Here is an 18,252-nt window from a genome sequence, read left to right as displayed (position 1 = left end):
AGCGGGTTCGAGGACTATGCCGAAGGTGCAGATGAAGCCGGGGCAGTGTAGCATTGCCCCGCTATGAATTTCCCTCTCCTCGTCGGCTTGCGCTACGTGCGCGCCAAACGTCGCAATGCCTCTGGCGGCGGCTTCATTTCCTTCATTTCCTTCGCCTCGATGGCAGGTATTGCGCTGGGCGTCATGGCCCTGATCGTCGTGCTGTCGGTGATGAACGGTTTCCAGGAAGAATTACGCAATCGCATCCTTGGCGTCGCCTCGCATGCGCAGATCGTGGCCTTCGATGGCGATCTGAAAGACTGGTCGGCGTACGCCGCGCTGGCCAAAAAGCGCCCCGACGTACTCGCCGCTGCGCCCTTCGTGCAGCAGCAGGCGATGTTCTCGATGGATCAGTCGGTGCGCGGCAGCGTGATCCGCGGTATCGATCCGGCGCTGGAAAACACCGTGGCGGATTTCTCGTCTTTCATGAAGTCCGGCCAGCTGAGCGATCTGGCCCCCGGCGAGTTCGGCGTGATTCTCGGTAAGGAACTGGCCGGTGCGCTGGGCGTGCGTCAGGGCGACAAGGTGACCTTGATCGCCCCGCAAGGGCTGGTTACCCCGGCGGCAGTGCTGCCGCGCGTGAAGCAGTTCCGTGTCGTCGGCATCTTCGAAGCCGGCATGTTCGAATACGACTCCGGTCTGGCGCTGATTCATATCCGGGATGCGCAGGTGCTGTATCAGATGGGCGACGCTGTCAGCGGTGTGCGCCTGAAGCTCACGGAACTGTTCCAGGCGCGGCGCGTGGCTGGCGAACTCAGCCAGCAATTGCCGCCCGAAGTGTATGTGAGCGACTGGACGCAGAGTCACGCCAACTTCTTCCGTGCCGTGCAGATGGAAAAGACCGTGATGTTCATCATTCTGTCGCTGATCGTGGCGGTGGCCGCCTTCAATATCGTCTCGGCCTTGGTGATGGCCGTGCAGGACAAGAAGGCCGATGTCGCCATCTTGCGCACGCTGGGCGCCAGTCCCGGTTCCGTGATGCTGATTTTCGTGATCCAGGGCGCCATGATGGGCCTGATCGGGCTGGGGGTTGGCGTACTTGGTGGAGTGACGGTGGCTCTCAATATCAGCAGCATCGTGCCCTGGCTGGAACGCACGCTGAACACCCAGTTTCTGGCCAAGGACGTGTATTACATCTCCGATCTGCCCTCGCAATTGCTCTGGGGCGATGTCATCGGCGTGCTCGGTATCGCCTTCGTGCTGACCCTGGTGGCGACCCTGTATCCAAGCTGGCGCGCTTCGCGCATCAATCCTGCCGAGGCGCTGCGTTATGAGTAATGGTGAGGTGATTTCCGACTACGTGCTGGAAGCCAACGGGCTTTCCAAGACCTACGGCAGCGGCTCGACCGCCGTGCGCGTGCTGCATGAAGTGAGCCTGTCTGTCGGCATGGGAGAGACGCTGTCGATTGTCGGCGCCTCCGGTTCCGGCAAGAGCACCCTGATGCACCTGCTCGGCGGGCTCGACTCACCGAGCGCCGGTAGCGTCGAACTGCTGGGCCGCCCGCTGACCAAGATGAATGAGGCCGAACGCGGCCGCATGCGCAATTCGGCGATGGGCTTCGTGTACCAGTTCCATCACTTGTTGCCCGAATTCACCGCGCTGGAAAACGTCGGCATGCCCCTGATCATTCGTGGCATGCCCATGTCGCAGGTGCGCGAACGTGCCGCCGCGATGCTCGATGCCGTCGGCCTCGCGCATCGCTTCGAGCACACGCCGGGCGAGTTGTCGGGTGGTGAACGTCAGCGCGCCGCGATTGCCCGCGCCCTCGTAACCGAGCCGCGCGTGCTGCTGGCCGACGAGCCGACCGGCAATCTGGACCGCGTCACCGCTTCAACGATTTTCGAACTGATGCTCGACCTGAACCGTCGTCTGGGTACCGCATTGATCATCGTGACACACGATCCGGACATTGCCCGCAGAGCCGCACGGATATTGACGCTGCGGGATGGGGTGCTGGAGAGCTAGGCTGGGGGCGGGTCTGCGGGTGATGGGCTTATTTGCGCGCAACATCCAATTAAACGGACGTTTTGGTTTTTATTTCACTATTGATTGGGCCCGAAAATAGTGACTCGTGCTGGTGCAGGGCCGACTTCAGTCGGCCGACTGAGTGTGGTGTGCGACGGAAGTCGCATCTACGTTTCAAACTTAAATCGGACCGAATCAATAGGCATCATAAGAAATGCACATGCAACAGGAAGTGCGAGTCCTGAACTCATCTGTCGAGCTGATAACCAGCTATGTGAATTACGCCGTATGTTGCTTTCCTGAGGATCGATCTGCACTCGTAAAAACTGTATCGCCAAAAGACAATACAGCTAAAAAGTATTTTTTTATACTGTTACTGGAGATCGTTGCAAGCGTCAATAAGGAAATAATTTCCTCAAAAGATAGTGGCGATACCATACTTCGGCTTCTTCACAAGATATCTACATCACCTTCACTTGATTCAGTATCTAATCGTACTGCCGCATTAAAAAAAATCAGTTGAGGATTTTGAGGCTTGGCTTGATTACGAGTTTGAGTATGAGATCTATTCAGCCAACGTTGGAAAAGAACTAAAAATACGACTGTCTCGGAAAGATGCCATATATCTTATTGGAAATAGATGCAAGCATTCTCTCCCGAGATCAAATGCAATTATTGATAAGATCTTGAAGATCTATAATCAGAACGGAGCAAACCTAGAGCCGAGTGCGGGAGTGCTAATTCTTGAAGATATTGATAATTGGCTTTTTGATGACTTTGGCGGTTATCACTTCACAAAACTATGTGAGCTAAGCGTAAAAGTCTATTATAGAATAGTTCAATATGTCCGACCTGTTTATGAAAAATCTATCGTACGCAAAGAGGGTGGTAGATATTCATACGTTATTCCAGACGAAATAACCGGGAAAGACGGCAAGTTTGAATTTTATGATTTATTAAATAAAGTGCGGTCTCCATTTTTGCCAGCTATTGAAACATGGGAACATTTGGAGGGGCGGCTTTAGCCTTGTAGGACGGGTCATTGACCCGCGCGGACATGTCGGAGCTTGCCAGCCAAGCCGTCCATACGGACGGCAAGCGGTGGGTTACGCCGCAAAAATCGCGGCTAACCCACCCTACGAAACCCGCCGCCCGAAGAGCCGCGCCCAGCCTTGTTCTTCAGGTTGTTCATGGCCCACCCTCAGCGCCGCGCTCAAACGGCTCCTTCCCCTTTTCAGGGGGAAGGTTGGGATGGGGGTTCTCTCGCTCAACAAGGCGAGTCCTCGATTTGACGTATTTACCCCCACCCTTGCCCTTGCCCTGAATGTTCGGGCCTGTCGATTTCCGTGTGTCGCGAAACGTTAGCTTCCACATGGCATCGACAAACTCCAGCCGTGTTCAGACCAGATCAACCTGATCAATCCCCCAGAATCCCGTACCAGCCAAAGCCCACGCCAAAGCTGTTTGAATTGCTCACGCCCGCCACGCGCGAGGCGGTGAGGTCGATGCCGAGCTTTTCGGGGATGGCCCAGAGGCGCAGGCCGGTGGACTGGGTGGTGCCGGCGCGTTGTACGTTTTGCGCTTCGGCGAAGAGCAGGACGCGTTCATGCGGTGCGTAGCTCAGTGCAAGATTGGCGAGGCGCACGTTTTGGTGCTCGATGCGGTCGCGGACGCTGCCCAGATTGGCATGGGCGGTGAAGCCGGCGCCGATGTCCCAGCTGGCGAGCGCGAGGGCGCCATTTTCAACGGGCTGCCAGCCGCCTTTTTCGTCTTCGCCGGCCGGGTTGACGCGGGCGCGGCCGGTCCATAGCTTGGCGCCGAAGCCGACGGGGCCGAATTTGAGCATTTCTGGCGCCCATTTAAGGGCGACGCCTTGTGCGGTTTTTGTCTGTTCATCCGGCAGTTTTGTCCTGTCAAATTCCGCGCCGAGTTCGAATTCCCCCAGACCACAGGCCGGTGCGGCAACCCCACTGCTGGTTTCTTTGCTGCGTTCGCGCCAGACTTCGAACTGGCATTGTTTGTCGCCGACTGTGCCCGCATCGTCGGTGGCGAGGGGGCGGCCGGCGAAGGCGGGGAGGGATGCGCTGAGCAGGCTGGCGAGCAGGAGAGCTTTTTTCATGGCATGACCTTGTTTGAAAGAGGGAATAGCCGGATTGTATCTATCAAACAAGAATCGTTCTCATCAAAGGCCGCTGGTTTGATCCAGATCAGATTTTTCGGCTCTGCTTGGCCTGACAAGCGGCACGGCGCCGAACCAGGGAGCGGCGCAGATGAAATTCCCAGGCCCATTTCACGCCGAAATAGCTGGCTAAGGCCATCAGGAAAGCGAGGATGGGGACGCCGATCAGCAAGGGGTGGCCCAGCGCCAGCATCCAGTGCCACAAGGCGTGCAGCGTAGCGCCGAGGCTATGAAAGTCGAACTCGGGCGGTGCCTGGAATTTTGCCTCGCTGCCGCTAACAAAGCGGCCGATGTAAAAGGCCACCATGTATAGCGGGGCGATGGTGAATGGGTTGGAAAACCAGGTGCCGACCAGGGCCAGCGGCAGATTGACGCGGAAGTAGATGCACAGGATGGCGGCTCCGAGCATTTGTAGCGGGCCGGGAATCAGGCTGCAAAACATGCCGATGGCCAGACCACCGGCGGCGGAGTGGCGGTTCAGGTGCCACAGGCGCGGATGCAGCACACTGTTGCCGAGCAGGGAGAAGACTTTATGCTCGCGCAGTTTGTCAGAGTGGGGCAGGTGGCGACGGATCAGTTTGCGCATGCGCTCATTATGGTCGACGGGATGTGCACGTGGACGGCTGGCAATGCGGGTAGTTCAATGCGATTCAGGAAATGCACTGGCGATAATCGCTTGATGCGTTCCTTCATCCTGTTTTTTTCTCTGGGGATCTGGCTGTGTCAGCAGCAGGCGGAGCTGTTTTCGTGGGCACATGCCCTGACAGCCGCAGCGGGCGGGCTTCTTGTGGCAGGCATGCTGAAGAAGCACGCCAGGCGCTCCTCTTGGGGCATGCTGCTAGCAGCAGCTTTACTGGCGGGGTTTGCGTACGCGAACTGGCGCGCAGAACTGCAGTTGGCCGACAAGCTGGCTGAGGCGCTGGAAGGGCAGGATGTAGAGGTGGTCGGGCGCATCGTCGATTTGCCGCAGCCCTTTGCGCGGGGTTTGCGTTTCCAGCTGGAGACGCTGGATGCGCCGCCCGGTGTGCCGCAAAATCTGGCGCTGGTCTGGTACGTGCAAGGCCGTTACAGTCAGACTTACGACGCGACGGCGGAGGAGGATTCGAGTCTTCCTGCCGTGCATGCCGGTGAGCGCTGGCATTTCACGCTGCGTTTGCGTCAGCCGCATGGCAGCCTCAACCCACATGGTTTTGACTACGAAGCGCTGATGTTCGAGCGCGGCATTGGCGCCACCGGCTATGTGCGCCCCAAGGGCCGCAATGAGCGCCTCGCCGCCTTCGATGCGACGCCGATGGCCTGGATTGATCATTGGCGCGAGCGGATTCGCACGCGCTTTGAGCGGGCCTTGCCGGATTCGCCCTGGCGCGGCGTGCTGGTGGCGCTGGTCGTGGGCGATCAGGCGGCGATTCCGAAAGATCAATGGAAGCTGTTTCGCCAGACGGGCGTTACCCATCTGATGTCAATATCTGGCCTGCATGTTACGTTGATCGCGGCTTTGCTGGGTTTTGGTGTGGGCGGGCTGTGGCGACGTGTGCCTGCGCTGGCCTTGCGCCTGCCGGCGCAGAAGGCGGCGGTGCTGGCGGGTGTGCTGGCGGCCGGGGCGTATGTGTTGCTGGCAGGCAGCGGGGTGCCGGCGCAGCGCACGTTATACATGCTGGCCGTGGCGGCGCTGGCTTTGTGGTTGGGGCGCGGCACCGGGGCGCTGCGGGTGATGACGTTGGCCTTGCTGGTGGTGCTGTTGATTGATCCCTGGGCTGTGCTCTCGGCCGGATTCTGGTTGTCGTTTGGCGCGGTTGGCGCCTTGCTGCTGATGGCGCGTGGACTGCCGGAGCGAGGCGGGCGCTGGCATTGGCTGGCGAACTGGCTGCGCGCGCAGTGGGCCGTCACCTTGTTTACCTTGCCGATGCTGCTCGGCTTGTTCGGCCAGTTTTCGCTGGTGTCGCCGCTGGCCAATGCCGTCGCGATTCCGCTGGTGAGTCTGGTGATCACGCCGCTGGCCTTGTTGTTCGCGCTTTTACCGCTGCCGGCGCTGGCCGAATTCGCCCACTGGCTGCTGAGCTTGCTGATGACCGTCCTGCAATGGTGCGCGGCAGCGCCTTTCGCTGTGTGGCAGCAGGCGGCTCCTCCGATGTGGCTGGTCGCCGTGTGTTCCGGCGTGGCCCTGTGGAGCCTGCTGCCACGCGGTGTGCCGGCGCGCTGGATCGGGCTGCTGGCATTTGTGCCCTTGCTCATCTGGTCGCCGCTCCGTCCCTTGCCGGGCGCGGCGCAGGTGACGGTGCTGGATGTGGGTCAGGGTCTGGCGGTGCATGTGCGAACAGCGACGCACGATCTGCTCTTCGATACCGGTCCGCAGTATTCGCCGGAGACGGATGCTGGCGAGCGGGTCGTGATTCCCTATCTGCGCGCCGAGGGCACGCCGCATCTGGATATGCTGATCGTGTCGCACAAGGACAAGGATCACGCTGGCGGCGCCGATTCCATCCTGGCTGAAATCCCGGTGCTGGCCTGGCGCAGCAGTCTGCCTGTGGATAGTCCCTTGTTGGCCGCAGCTGCGCCGCATCAGCCCTGTCTGCGTGGTCAGGGCTGGGAATGGGATGGGGTGCACTTCGACATGCTGCACCCCACGCCAGAATTTGCGGGAAGCGACAATGAGCGTTCCTGTGTATTGCGGGTGCAGACCATGCAGGGGAACATTCTGTTGACGGGCGATGTGGAGATCACCGCGGAAAACGCCTTGCTGGCCAGCCTGCCCGCGCAATTGCCGGCACAGGTGCTGGTGGCTCCGCACCACGGCAGCCACAGTTCCTCGCAGGAGGCTTTCATTGCGGCAGTGGGCGCGCGCAGTGTGGTGTTCACGGCGGGCTATCGCAATCGTTACCAGCACCCCGCGCCCGAGGTGGTGGCGCGCTATGCGGCCAGCAGCGCGACGCTATACCGCTCGGATGGCGACGGCGCAGTGCGTTTTGATTTCGGGCAAGCAGGTTTGCAGGTGAGCCGGGCGCGCATCGAGCAGGCGCGTTACTGGCATGACCGTACTTACTGATGATCGGAGAATCCTGATGGCCTTGTGCTGCTGGTCGAAACTCAAATCCCTGTTTGGCGCGTCTCCGGGCATGCGCGAGAGCGGTGTGCAATGCCTTACTTCAGGCCAACTGCATCATATGGCTTATACCGAATGGGGCGACCCCGCCAATCCGCGCGTGCTGCTGTGCGTGCATGGTCTGACCCGCAATGGCCGCGATTTCGATGAGCTGGCACGAGCCTTGAGCCGTGACTATCGCGTGATCTGCCCGGATGTGGCCGGGCGCGGGCAGAGCGACTGGCTCGCCAACAAGAACGACTATGCCGTGCAGGTGTATGTGCAGCACATGCTGATACTGCTGGCGCGGCTAGATGTGGCACAGGTGGATTGGCTCGGCACCTCGATGGGCGGCTTGATCGGCATGGGTCTGGCGGCCTTGCCGGATACGCCGATCCGGCGCCTTATCCTGAATGATGTCGGCCCGGTGCTATCGGCGCCGGCGCTGAGCCGGATTGGCGAATACGTCGGGCGGGCGCCCCTGTTCGCATCGGTAGAAGCGGCCGAGCAATATCTGCGTGAAGTGGGGCCGGGCTTTGGCAAGCTGAGTGATGATCAGTGGCGGGCGCTGACCGTCAGTGGCCTGCGGCGGGATGCTGATGGCTGGCGCATGCGCTACGATCCGGCGATTGGTGAAGTGATGCGCGCCTCGCCACTCAAGACCGATATGTTGCTGTGGCCAATGTACGATGCGATCCGCGCGCCCACGCTGGTCTTGCGGGGCGTGGATTCAGATCTGCTGACACACACAACCGCCGAGGCCATGAGTCAGCGCGGACCGCGTGCGCATATCGTGGAAATCGCCGAAACGGGGCATGCGCCGATGCTGATGTGTGCCGGGCAGATTGAAATCGTGCGGAATTTTTTGCTGGAAGCACCTGAGTCATCCGATCCGGTTTAAACGCGTTTTTCGATCAAGTTTTGCTGCGGTCTGCACTTAATCTGTCGTGTTTCATGGCATCCATGGGGAGTGATTCATGCGCATGAGTGTTGAGTTGTTTGCCCTGCAGTCCAAGCGCGTGCGCAGCGTGCTCGACTATCTGGGCTCGCATCTCGATGACGAAGTGTCGCTGGCGCGGCTGGCCGATCTGGCCTGCCTGTCGCCGTCCCAGCTGGAGCGTTTGTATCGCAGCAAGGTGGGTGAGACGCCGATGGTGACCCTGCGGCGCCTGCGTCTGAAGCGCGCGATGGTGCAGATGCGGCAGGGCAGGTCGAGCATTCAGGATCTTGGATTGGCGGCTGGCTATGCTTCGGCGGCCGCCTTCAATCACGCCTTTGTGCGGCAGTTTGGCTTCGCGCCCTCGCAAACCCCCGTTCTGATGCCACATGCAGCAGTGCTGCCGGCACTTCATCTTGAGCAACTGCCCGCGCGTGAGGTTTATCAGTTGCCGTATCAGGGCGTCATCGCGGAGCAGCGCAGCGTGACAGGGCTGCTGGTGGGCAGCCTGGCGGTGGCCGGGGCAAAGCGCTGGCGCAACTGGATGGCGCTGGATCGCGATCGGCCGCTGGGAGGATCAGCCCTGGATCGTGTCGATGTCCTGCATTTCGTCCCCGCCGCCGGGCAACCGCAGGATGTGGCGCGGGTCGATCATGTGTTACATGACGGCGGCTTGTATGCGGTCTGGCATACCCTGGGCTATCCGCGTGCCGTTCAGCTGACAGCGGTGGTCGAACAGATCCGTCGCGACTTGGGCTGCATCTTGCGTGAGGACGCCCGCATGCTGCTGCGCGAGATTACGGTGAGCGGCTATACCGCCCCGCAGGAGCGGCGTTTCGCCTTCTATCTGCCGGTTGCGCATCTCTCCAAACGCCGATCCTGATCAATTTCCATATCGCCAGCGTGGCACGCTTGACGTGCCGGGAACTGACCGGTATTCGAGAGGGAATGATCATGCATCCAGAGCCATTCGTACGGAGCTGGCTTTGCCGTGCTGCGCTGGCAGCACTCGCCGGTTTGGCGACCATGAACAGCCAGGCGTTCAGCGAAGCCCCGGAACTGACCGCAAAAGTCGCCGCTGGTGAGCTGGCGCCGGTGCAGCGCCGTCTGCCGGATCAGCCGGAAATCATTACACCGCTTGAAGCCAATGGCCGCTACGGCGGTAGCCTGCGCACGGCCTTGCTGGCGACTGGTGACGAGAATGGCGTGTTGCGCTTCATCGCTCAGGGCCTCACGCGCTGGGATGCGAAATTCGACCGCGTGCAGCCCAACATCGCCGCAGCCTGGACGGCAAACAAGGATTCAACCGAATACATTTTCACGCTCAGGCGCGGCATGCGCTGGTCCGATGGCGTGCCTTTTACTGCAGACGACGTGGTGTTCGCGGTCAATGACGTGATCGCCAACCAGCCGCTTTCCGGCAATCCGCCGGATCGCTATCAGGCCGGCGGCCAGCCAATGCAGGCCGAGGCGCTGGATCGCTGGCGCGTGCGCATCCGCTTCGCTGCCGGCAACCGGGGCCTGCCCGAGGAACTGGCTGGGCCCTACGGTCATCACCCCGTGCTGTATCCGAAACACTACTGTGCCCAGTTCCATGCCGCCCACAATCCGCAGGCCGACACGCTGGCCAAGGAAGCCGGGCTTTCCGGTTGGGTGGCGCTCTTCAATCAGCGCTGCCCGGCTTTTGGTGGGCGCTGGTACACCACTGCCAAGCCGACGCTGGATCCCTGGGTGATCAGTGCGCCGATGGGGCGGGGCATGGCGCCCGTGGTGGTGCGGCGCAATCCCTACTTCTGGCAGGTCGATCAGGCCGGACGGCAATTGCCGTATCTGGACACCATCCAGTTTGATCTGTTCAAGGACGCCGCAGCCATCCAGACTGCGGCGATAGCCGGCAATCTCGATCTGCAGATTCGTCATGTCGGCGGCGTGGCCCTGCGCGAACAACTGGCGCCGCTGGTGGCGCGCGGTAGTCACTTGATTTTGCGCCTGCCGGATGTGAATGCCTCGGCGGTCGGTTTGTACCTGAACCACACAACCCCGAACTCAGGCCTGGGCGCGTTGTTCTCTGATGTGCGCTTCAAGGCCGCGCTGTCGCAAGCCATCGAGCGTGGGGCCATCGCCCGCGAGGTGTTCCATGGCGAAGCCAGCCCCTGGCAGGTGGGCCCCCCAGCCGGGCATCGCTTCCATAACGAGAAACTTGCTACGCAGTACACGCGCTTTGATCTTGCTGCCACGAACAGTCAGCTCGACGCGCTGGGCCTTACCCGGCGTGACGCCGAGGGCTATCGCCTGCTGCCGGACGGCAAGCGCCTGAGCCTGCGCGCCATCGTCAACAACTACTCGAATCAGATGGTCGATTCGCTGAAGCTGATCCAGAAAAGCTGGGCACAGGCAGGGGTGGAACTGGTGATCGAATCGCTGGATCGCGTGGTGGTGATGAACCGGGCGCGCGCCAATGATTACGACATCGGTGTGGATGTCGTCTCCGGCGGCATCGATCCGAGTCAGAACCCGCGCGCCTATCTCGCCCAGCACCCGGCCGATTCGCGCCAGAGCCTGCCCTGGGTGCGCTGGTACGAGAGCGGCGGCAAGCAGGGAGTCGAACCATCGGTGCCGATGAAGCAGCGCCTCGCACTGTGGGATCAGTGGAAGGCTGCGAAATCCGACGCTGAAGCCGATGCGCTGTTTCGCAAGATCCTTGCGATTGCTGCCGACGAGCTGGAAGTACTCGGTACCGTCAGCTCCCCCGCGCAGACCGGCATTCGCGCCACCCGGCTGCACGGTGTACCCGCAGGCATGCTCGGCGCGTGGATCTGGCCAACGCCCAACCCGTCGCTACCCCAGCAATATTTCATTGAGCAGTAAGCCCTTCGAGAGGGGGCGCGGTGGGGCGGCTGGCTGACCGGAGCCGGCCGCCCTCATCGTATGTGTCCGCAGAGTGGCTATGGGCGTGGCTTGCAGGCTATTCATTCTGCAAACGCAAGCTGGACGGCGATTGCCGGGCAGGATGTCTGGCGAGGCATGCTGCGTGCGGCTCTTCAGCGTGCTGTTTTGACAGCTCTTGCGCCGCGCAAGCGGCTCGGGCATGCTCGCCCGCTTGTCATGTCTCTTGCTGCGGGCACGCCCACATGAATTTCTTCAGTTTCTTCGCCAAATTTTCCTGGGTCGACTGGCTCGGTCTGAGCTGGTTTCTGATCTGCTGGTTCGGTTACGAACGCCTCGTGGAAAAAGGCTGGAAAGGCCATACCACGCTGCTGGCCGAAGGACATCGGCTGCGTCTGGAATGGGCGCGCGAGTTGCTCACGCGCGAGAACCGCATCGTCGACTGCGCTCTGGTGAGCAATCTGGTCAGCAGCGTTTCCTTCTACGCCAACACTTCGATCTACATCATTGCGGGCTTGTTCGCGACCTTGGGCGCGCTGGATCGCTTCATGGATACGGCGGCCGAGTTGCAGTTTTCACACAGCTATTCGCGTGAGGCGATGGAACTGAAGCTGGTGCTGCTGATCACGGTTTTCGTGGTCGCCTACTTCAAATTCACCTGGGCGCTACGTCAGTTCAACGTGCTGTCGATCATCACCGGCGCGGTGCCGCAGAAGGAAGCCGATCCGGATCAGCTGGAGCGTTACGCGCAGAAACACGCGGCGGCCAATACCTGTGCCGGCGATGACTTCAACCGCGGCATTCGTGCCTACTACTTCGGCATGGCGGTGCTGGGCTGGATGCTCTCGCCCTGGCTGTTCATCATCGCCACGAGCGTGATCGTGTTCGTGCAGGCGCGGCGCGAGTTCGATTCGCCGGTGTTGCGCGCCTTGCGCGAGATTGATGTGATCAAGCACGGCTAGCCCGCAGAGCCGCACCCAGCTTCACTCTTGCGGCAGGCAGGCAGGCAGGCAGGCTGCAGAGCAAAGCGGGGCGCGGCTCTCCTGAGCTTGTCGAAGAGTCGCACCTACGCAGGCGGTTCTACGCCTTATCCAGCTTGATCGAGGCGGAATTGATGCAGTAGCGCAACCCGGTCGGCGCGGGGCCGTCGGGGAAGACATGGCCCAGATGCGCGCCGCATTGCTGGCAGACGACTTCGGTGCGGATCATGCCATGGCTCATGTCCCTGATTTCGGAGACATTCTCGGCCACGGCCGCGCTGCTGAAACTCGGCCAGCCACAGCCGGCGTCAAACTTGGCATCAGCGTTGAACAAGGGTGCGCCGCAGCAGCGGCAGTGGTATTCGCCAGCGTCCCACACATTCCAGTATTCACCGGTGAAGGGACGTTCGGTGCCTTTCATGCGCGCCACCCGGAATTCTTCCGGGCTCAGGATTTCGCGCCATTCGGCCTCGGGTTTTTCGATTTTGTCGGTCATGTCGGGTCTCTGCAGAAGGGGGCGTTTTGATCTTATTCCATTTCTAAATCAATCCGCTCTTTGTCAACTTTGCCTTGCCGTGTCTTTACACTTTCTGCGGCTAGTTTTCGTGATCGTATTGATTTAGAAATGGAATTAGCCCGCCCGGCGCCATGATGGAATGCACTTCGCGCCCTCAACTTTGGCGTGCAGGCTTGGTGTGGTGCCCGGCTCAACTATTGATTGGGCCAGCAAATAGTGGCACGTGCTGGTGTAGGGCCAACTTCAGTCGGCCGGCTGAGCGCGGTGTGCGACTGAAGTCGCACCTACGTTTCAAACTTGAATCGAGCCGAATCAATAGGCATGCCTGAAGATCCGCTCCTGGCAATCTTCTTCGACATGCCTGTCTGCTCAGCGCCGTCCAGCAAGCCTGAGCGGGTAGATGTGCTGCAGATCAAGTCTGCATGCGGCTCTTCAGCGGGCTATGGTTTCTTGTTGAGCCTGATCGAGGCCGAATTGATCCGATAGTGCGTGCCGTTCGGCCCGGGGCCGTCGTCGAAGATGTGGCCCAGGTGCGCGCCGCAGTGCCGGCAGGCGGCTTCGATGCGGTAGTTGCCGCGGCTGAAGTCGTCAATCTGCTCGATGTTGCCGGGCTGTGCTTCGCTGTGGAAAGTGGCCCAGCCGTCGCCAGCGTCGAATTTGGCCTCCGCACCAAAAAGTTCGACGTCGCAGCAGCGGCAGTGATAGCTGCCTTTGTCCCACACATCCCAGTATTCGCCAGCAAACGGACGTTCATTGCCCTTCAGGCGGGCGATGCGGAATTGCTCCGGGTCAAGCTCTTCGCGCCATTGGGCTTCGGGTTTTTCGATGGTGTGGGGCATGCTGGTTTCCTCCTGGTGGGTTGAGTACGTCCGGCTTTGCTTCCCCTGTAACGGCAGTTTTTGGCGGTTTTGAAGGGCCTGATCCGGTATAATCCGCGCCTCCTCAGACCGGCCTTGCCGGCTCCACTCGAGTACGCGTCCATGTCAGAAATCCTCAGCCTTCGCGGCGCACCGGCCTTTTCGGCCTCGCGCCTGTCCCGTATTTCCAGCGCTCTGCAAGCTGCCAGCCCCAAATTGCGCGGCGTGGTGGCCGAGTTCTGGTACTTCGTCGAACTGAAAGCGCCACTGGATGCGACTGAGCAGGCCCGCCTGATTGACTTGCTCGACGCCCGCCCGGTTACCGCCGCTACGCCTGCCGGCACGGCGCTGCTGGTGACCCCGCGCCTCGGCACGATTTCGCCCTGGTCCTCGAAGGCCACGGACATCGCCCACAACTGCGGCTTCGCCAAGATCGTGCGGATCGAGCGCGGCATCCAGTTCTCGCTGGATGGCACATTTGCCCGCGAAGCCGTGCTGCCGTTGCTGCACGACCGCATGACCGAATCGGTGCTGGATAGCGTGGAAGCCGCCACCGGCCTGTTCGCCCACTACGCGCCGCAGCCGCTGACCACCGTCGACATCCTCGCCGGCGGCCGCGCCGCGCTGGTCGTCGCGAATACCGAACTGGGCTTGGCCCTGTCAGACGACGAGATCGATTATCTGGTCGACAATTTCACCAAGGTGAATCGCAACCCGACCGACGTCGAATTGATGATGTTCGCGCAGGCCAATTCCGAACATTGCCGCCACAAGATCTTCAACGCCGACTGGATCATCGACGGCCGCAAGGAAGAGAAGACGCTCTTCGGCATGATTCGCGACACGCACAAGGCGCACCCGCAGGGCACGGTGGTGGCCTACGCGGATAATTCCTCGATCATCGAAGGCTTCGAGGTGGATCGCCTCTACCCGGATACCGAGGGAAAGTGGGCTTACCGCAAGGAGCTGACCCACATCATCACCAAGGTGGAAACCCACAATCACCCGACCGCGATTTCGCCCTTTGCCGGCGCCTCGACCGGCGCGGGTGGTGAGATTCGTGACGAAGGCGCCACCGGTCGCGGCTCGCGTCCGAAAGCCGGTCTGGCCGGCTTCACCGTATCGAACCTGAACATCCCCGGCGCTGGCCAGCCCTGGGAAAAAGCCTATGGCAAACCGGAACGTATCGCGTCCGCCTTGGACATCATGATCGAAGGCCCGCTGGGTGCCGCCGCCTTCAACAACGAATTCGGCCGCCCGAATCTGACTGGCTACTTCCGCACCTTCGAGCAGGAAGTCGAAGGCGAAGTGCGCGGCTATCACAAGCCGATCATGATCGCTGGCGGCCTTGGCAGCATTCAGGCCGAGCAGTCCTTCAAGACCAAGTTTGCGCCCGGCACGCTGCTGATTCAGCTTGGCGGCCCCGGCATGCTGATTGGTCTGGGCGGTGGTGCGGCGTCTTCGATGGCCACCGGCAGCAATGCGGCTGATCTGGACTTCGCCTCGGTACAACGTGGCAACCCGGAAATGGAACGCCGCGCACAGGAAGTCATCGATCACTGCTGGCAACTGGGTGACAAGAACCCGATTCTAGCCATGCACGATGTGGGCGCGGGCGGCTTGTCCAACGCCATGCCGGAGCTGGCCGATTTCGCCGAACTCGGCGCGCATTTCGAGCTGCGCAATATCCAGATCGAAGAGCCGGGCATGAGCCCGCGCGAGATCTGGTCGAACGAGTCGCAGGAACGTTACGTGCTGGCGATTGGCCCCGAGTCATTGCCACTGTTCCAGTCCTTCTGCGAACGCGAGCGTTGCCCGTTTGCCGTGGTCGGCACAGCGACCGGCGATGGCCGCCTGCAGGTGACCGACAGCCACTTCGGCAATCACGCCGTCGATATGGATATGCAGGTGCTGCTCGGCAAGCCGCCGAAGATGACTCGCGACGTGGCTACGCGCGCCATCTACCTGCCGCCGTTTGACGTGAGCGATATCGACGTGAGCGAAGCCGCGCTGCGCGTGCTGCGCATGCCAGCCGTGGGCTCCAAATCCTTCCTGATCACCATCGGCGACCGCTCGGTGGGCGGCCTCACCGCGCGCGACCAGATGGTCGGCCCCTGGCAGACGCCCGTGGCCGATGTGGCCGTCACCGCGATGAGTTTCCACGGCTACACCGGCGATGCCTTCGCCATGGGCGAGCGCACCCCGCTGGCCTGCGTGAATCCGGCTGCTTCGGGGCGCATGGCAGTGGGCGAATCCATCACCAATCTACTCGCGGCTGATGTGGCCAACATCGGCGACGTGAAGCTCTCCGCCAACTGGATGGCCGCCTGCGGTCAGCGCGGCGAAGATGTGCGTCTGTTCGACACGGTCAAGGCCGTGTCCGAATTCTGTATCGGTGCGGATCTGTCGATTCCGGTCGGCAAGGATTCGCTGTCGATGCGCAGCACCTGGACCGATGGCGAGCAAGCCAAATCTGTGACCTCGCCGCTGTCGATGATTTCCACCGCCTTCGCGCCGGTGCAGGATATTCGCAAGACCCTGACGCCGCAGTTGAAGATCGAAGCCGGTTTGGAGACCGAACTGGTCTTGATCGATCTGGGCCGTGGCAAGCATCGCCTCGGTGGCTCGATCCTCGCGCAGGCTTACAACTCGGTCGGCGAGCACGCGCCGGATATCGACGCGGCGACCATGAAGGCCTTCTTCAAGGGCATCACCGCGCTGAAGCAAGCCGATCTGCTGCTGGCCTATCACGACCGCTCCGACGGCGGCTTGTTCACCACCCTGGCCGAGATGGCTTTCGCCGCGCGCACCGGCATCTCGATCGAGCTGGATTCGCTGTGCTACGACGACATGGTCAATGACATCGACGGCGCCGAAAAACGTCCGGACATGCTCAAGGGCCGCTTCAATGATCGCGTCTTCGGCGCGCTGTTTGCCGAAGAACTCGGTGCCGTCGTGCAGATCCGCCGCAGCGACCGCGAACGCGTGCAAGTCATGCTGCGCGAAGCCGGGCTGGGCGCCGAAACGCACTTCATCGGCTTCCCGAATGATCGCGGCAGTTTGCGCATCCGCCGCAACGCCAAGACCGTGTTCGAAGCCGATGTGCACACACTGCTGCAGGAATGGAGCGGCGTCAGCCACGAAATCGCCCGCATTCGTGACGACGCGACTTGTGCCGATCAGGAATTCGCCGCGCTGGCCGACAAGACTGATCCGGGTCTGTCCGTGGCGCTGAGCTTCGATGCGTCGGCCGATGTGGCTGCACCCTATATTGCCAAGGGCGCACGTCCAAAGGTCGTGATCCTGCGCGAGCAGGGCGTGAATTCGCAGAACGAAATGGCCTCGGCCTTCGAGGCGGCCGGCTTTGCGCCGTATGACGTGCATATGTCCGATCTGATGGCCGGTCGCGTCAATCTGGCCGACTTCCACGGTCTGGCTGCTTGCGGTGGCTTTTCCTATGGCGACGTGCTCGGCGCGGGGCAGGGCTGGGCCAAGTCCATCCTGTTTAACGAGCAGCTGCGCGCACAGTTCGCCGGCTTCTTTGCACGCACCGACACCTTCGCGCTAGGCGTGTGCAATGGCTGCCAGATGATGAGCAACCTCGCCGAGATCATTCCCGGCGCCGATGCCTGGCCGCGTTTCCAGCGCAACAACAGCGAGCAGTTCGAAGCCCGCACCGCGCTGGTCGAAGTGCTGGAATCCCCGAGCATCCTGCTCGCCGGCATGGCCGGCAGCCGCATGCCCATCGTCGTCAGCCACGGCGAAGGCCGTGCCGACTTCAGCCAGCACGGCGCACAGGATCAGGCTCTCGTGTCGCTGCGCTTCATCGACAACAAGGGTGAAATCGCCAGCCAGTATCCGGCCAATCCGAACGGCTCACCGGCCGGCATCACCGGCCTGACCACACCGGACGGGCGCTTTACCATCATGATGCCGCACCCCGAGCGCTGCCGTCGCACCGTGCAGATGAGCTGGGCGCCGGCCACGCTGGGCGAAGATTCACCCTGGATGCGCATGTTCCGCAATGCGCGGATGTGGCTGGGCTGATTCTCGCGAGTCGCTCCCGGTATCGTCATTCCGGGCTTGAACCGGAACCCGGAACGCAAGCCGGAAGTTGGAAGTCTGGAATTGCAAATTGAAACGGGGCCGCAAGGCCCCGTTTTATTTGGCCCTTGCCATCAAACTCCCGTCGTTCCCGCGAAGGCGGGAACCCAGCGGCGTTCGCAAAGTCACTGGATTCCCGCCTTCGCGGGAACGATGCTTGAAAGCGTGCTGCCTCTTTTCGTTTCTGACGGCCAGACGACCGCTGTGCTTGTGTAGGGCGGACTTCAGTCCGCCGCCGCGCGTGGCGTGCGACTGAAGTCGCACCTACGAAGGCGGGTCGCGCCGTTTAGAAAAACCCTCAAACGCTGAATGCCCGACAGATTGTTCGGTAATCGCGCAAACTACCCCTTGGTCCGTATGCTCATGCGGGCTGCATCCGCTTACACTCGACGCAGAAAAACGAGTTCGCCATCGACGTGTGGCGTTCTTGATCAGCCAAAGCGTTCAATAGGGAGTTTGAAATGAAATTTACGATACTTGCCGCTTTGCTGGCTCTGCTTGCCTCACCCGCGTTTGCCCAGAAATCCTGCGACGAGCTGAAATCCGAGATCGAAGCCAGCATCAAGGGCCACGGCGTGAAGGCTTACAGCCTGGAGATCGTCGCCAAGGGCGAAACCAAGGACGCCAAGGTCGTCGGCACCTGCGAAGGCGGCAGCAAGGAAATTGCTTACAAGCGGCAGTAAGCGGCTTCCGCAGACAAGAAAAAAG

The 18,252-nt window shown here is 61.2% G+C and carries 14 protein-coding genes; 10 read left to right on the top strand and 4 right to left on the bottom strand.

What is annotated here, in order from left to right; genetic code table 11:
* Positions 1-63 precede the first annotated feature (63 nt).
* The 3 genes from ABXR19_RS07680 (at position 64) to ABXR19_RS07670 (ending at position 3,030) form a co-directional block, all read left to right on the top strand.
* The gene (locus ABXR19_RS07680; RefSeq protein WP_354600524.1) at positions 64-1,317 is read left to right on the top strand and encodes a lipoprotein-releasing ABC transporter permease subunit; all 1,254 of its coding nucleotides are present in this window, start codon (positions 64-66) and stop codon (positions 1,315-1,317) included.
* Complete coding sequence (gene lolD / locus ABXR19_RS07675; RefSeq protein ID WP_354600523.1) at positions 1,310-2,005, top strand: lipoprotein-releasing ABC transporter ATP-binding protein LolD; 696 nt, start codon at positions 1,310-1,312, stop codon at positions 2,003-2,005. The genes ABXR19_RS07680 and lolD overlap by 8 nt, the downstream gene beginning before the upstream one ends.
* Positions 2,006-2,691: 686 nt before the next feature.
* Positions 2,692-3,030, top strand: a complete 339-nt coding sequence (locus tag ABXR19_RS07670) for a hypothetical protein (RefSeq protein WP_354600522.1) — start codon at positions 2,692-2,694, stop codon at positions 3,028-3,030.
* A 392-nt stretch (positions 3,031-3,422) separates the two neighbouring features.
* Here ABXR19_RS07670 and ABXR19_RS07665 read toward each other — a convergent pair whose 3' ends face one another.
* Both ABXR19_RS07665 and ABXR19_RS07660 read right to left on the bottom strand, forming a co-directional pair.
* Positions 3,423-4,124: a hypothetical protein gene (locus ABXR19_RS07665; RefSeq protein WP_354600521.1), complete on the bottom strand. Its 702-nt coding sequence runs from the start codon at positions 4,122-4,124 to the stop codon at positions 3,423-3,425.
* Positions 4,125-4,212: 88 nt separating this feature from the next.
* Positions 4,213-4,770 carry a DUF2062 domain-containing protein gene (locus ABXR19_RS07660; RefSeq protein WP_354600520.1) on the bottom strand — a complete coding sequence of 186 codons (558 nt, stop codon included), beginning with the start codon at positions 4,768-4,770 and terminating at the stop codon, positions 4,213-4,215.
* Positions 4,771-4,863: 93 nt separating this feature from the next.
* On the opposite strand from ABXR19_RS07660, the gene ABXR19_RS07655 reads away from it, so the two are divergent.
* The 5 genes from ABXR19_RS07655 to ABXR19_RS07635 all read left to right on the top strand — a co-directional run bounded on the left by ABXR19_RS07655 (position 4,864) and on the right by ABXR19_RS07635 (position 12,048).
* Complete coding sequence (locus ABXR19_RS07655) at positions 4,864-7,227, top strand: DNA internalization-related competence protein ComEC/Rec2 (RefSeq protein WP_354600569.1); 2,364 nt, start codon at positions 4,864-4,866, stop codon at positions 7,225-7,227.
* Positions 7,211-8,164, top strand: a complete 954-nt coding sequence (locus ABXR19_RS07650) for an alpha/beta fold hydrolase (RefSeq protein WP_435594306.1) — start codon at positions 7,211-7,213, stop codon at positions 8,162-8,164. Before ABXR19_RS07655 ends, ABXR19_RS07650 begins: the two co-directional genes overlap by 17 nt.
* A 76-nt stretch (positions 8,165-8,240) precedes the next feature.
* Positions 8,241-9,083 (top strand): helix-turn-helix domain-containing protein, encoded by an 843-nt coding sequence (locus ABXR19_RS07645; RefSeq protein WP_354600519.1) that lies wholly within the window; start codon positions 8,241-8,243, stop codon positions 9,081-9,083.
* A 71-nt stretch (positions 9,084-9,154) separates the two neighbouring features.
* On the top strand, positions 9,155-11,068 hold the full coding sequence (locus ABXR19_RS07640; protein WP_354600518.1) for an ABC transporter substrate-binding protein: 1,914 nt from the start codon (positions 9,155-9,157) through the stop codon (positions 11,066-11,068).
* A gap of 263 nt (positions 11,069-11,331) precedes the next feature.
* Complete coding sequence (locus ABXR19_RS07635) at positions 11,332-12,048, top strand: DUF599 domain-containing protein (protein ID WP_354600517.1); 717 nt, start codon at positions 11,332-11,334, stop codon at positions 12,046-12,048.
* 118 nt (positions 12,049-12,166) lie between these two features.
* Here the strand turns inward: ABXR19_RS07635 and msrB (ABXR19_RS07630) are convergent, their stop codons facing one another.
* Positions 12,167-12,562, bottom strand: a complete 396-nt coding sequence (gene msrB / locus ABXR19_RS07630) for a peptide-methionine (R)-S-oxide reductase MsrB (RefSeq protein WP_354600516.1) — start codon at positions 12,560-12,562, stop codon at positions 12,167-12,169.
* A 461-nt stretch (positions 12,563-13,023) separates the two neighbouring features.
* Positions 13,024-13,422: a peptide-methionine (R)-S-oxide reductase MsrB gene (msrB, locus tag ABXR19_RS07625; RefSeq protein WP_354600515.1), complete on the bottom strand. Its 399-nt coding sequence runs from the start codon at positions 13,420-13,422 to the stop codon at positions 13,024-13,026.
* Between the two features lie 141 nt (positions 13,423-13,563).
* On the opposite strand from msrB (ABXR19_RS07625), the gene purL reads away from it, so the two are divergent.
* Together purL and ABXR19_RS07615 are read left to right on the top strand one after the other, a co-directional pair.
* Positions 13,564-17,487 carry a phosphoribosylformylglycinamidine synthase gene (gene purL / locus ABXR19_RS07620; protein ID WP_354600514.1) on the top strand — a complete coding sequence of 1,308 codons (3,924 nt, stop codon included), beginning with the start codon at positions 13,564-13,566 and terminating at the stop codon, positions 17,485-17,487.
* A gap of 518 nt (positions 17,488-18,005) precedes the next feature.
* Positions 18,006-18,227: a DUF1161 domain-containing protein gene (locus ABXR19_RS07615; protein WP_354600513.1), complete on the top strand. Its 222-nt coding sequence runs from the start codon at positions 18,006-18,008 to the stop codon at positions 18,225-18,227.
* The last annotated feature ends 25 nt before the right edge of the window (positions 18,228-18,252 follow it).

It is taken from the genome of Uliginosibacterium flavum (genome assembly GCF_040566545.1).
GTDB classification, from domain to species: domain Bacteria; phylum Pseudomonadota; class Gammaproteobacteria; order Burkholderiales; family Rhodocyclaceae; genus Uliginosibacterium; species Uliginosibacterium flavum.
The sequence above is the reverse complement of the archived record's forward strand: the minus strand, read 5'-3'. Positions and strand labels throughout refer to the sequence as shown.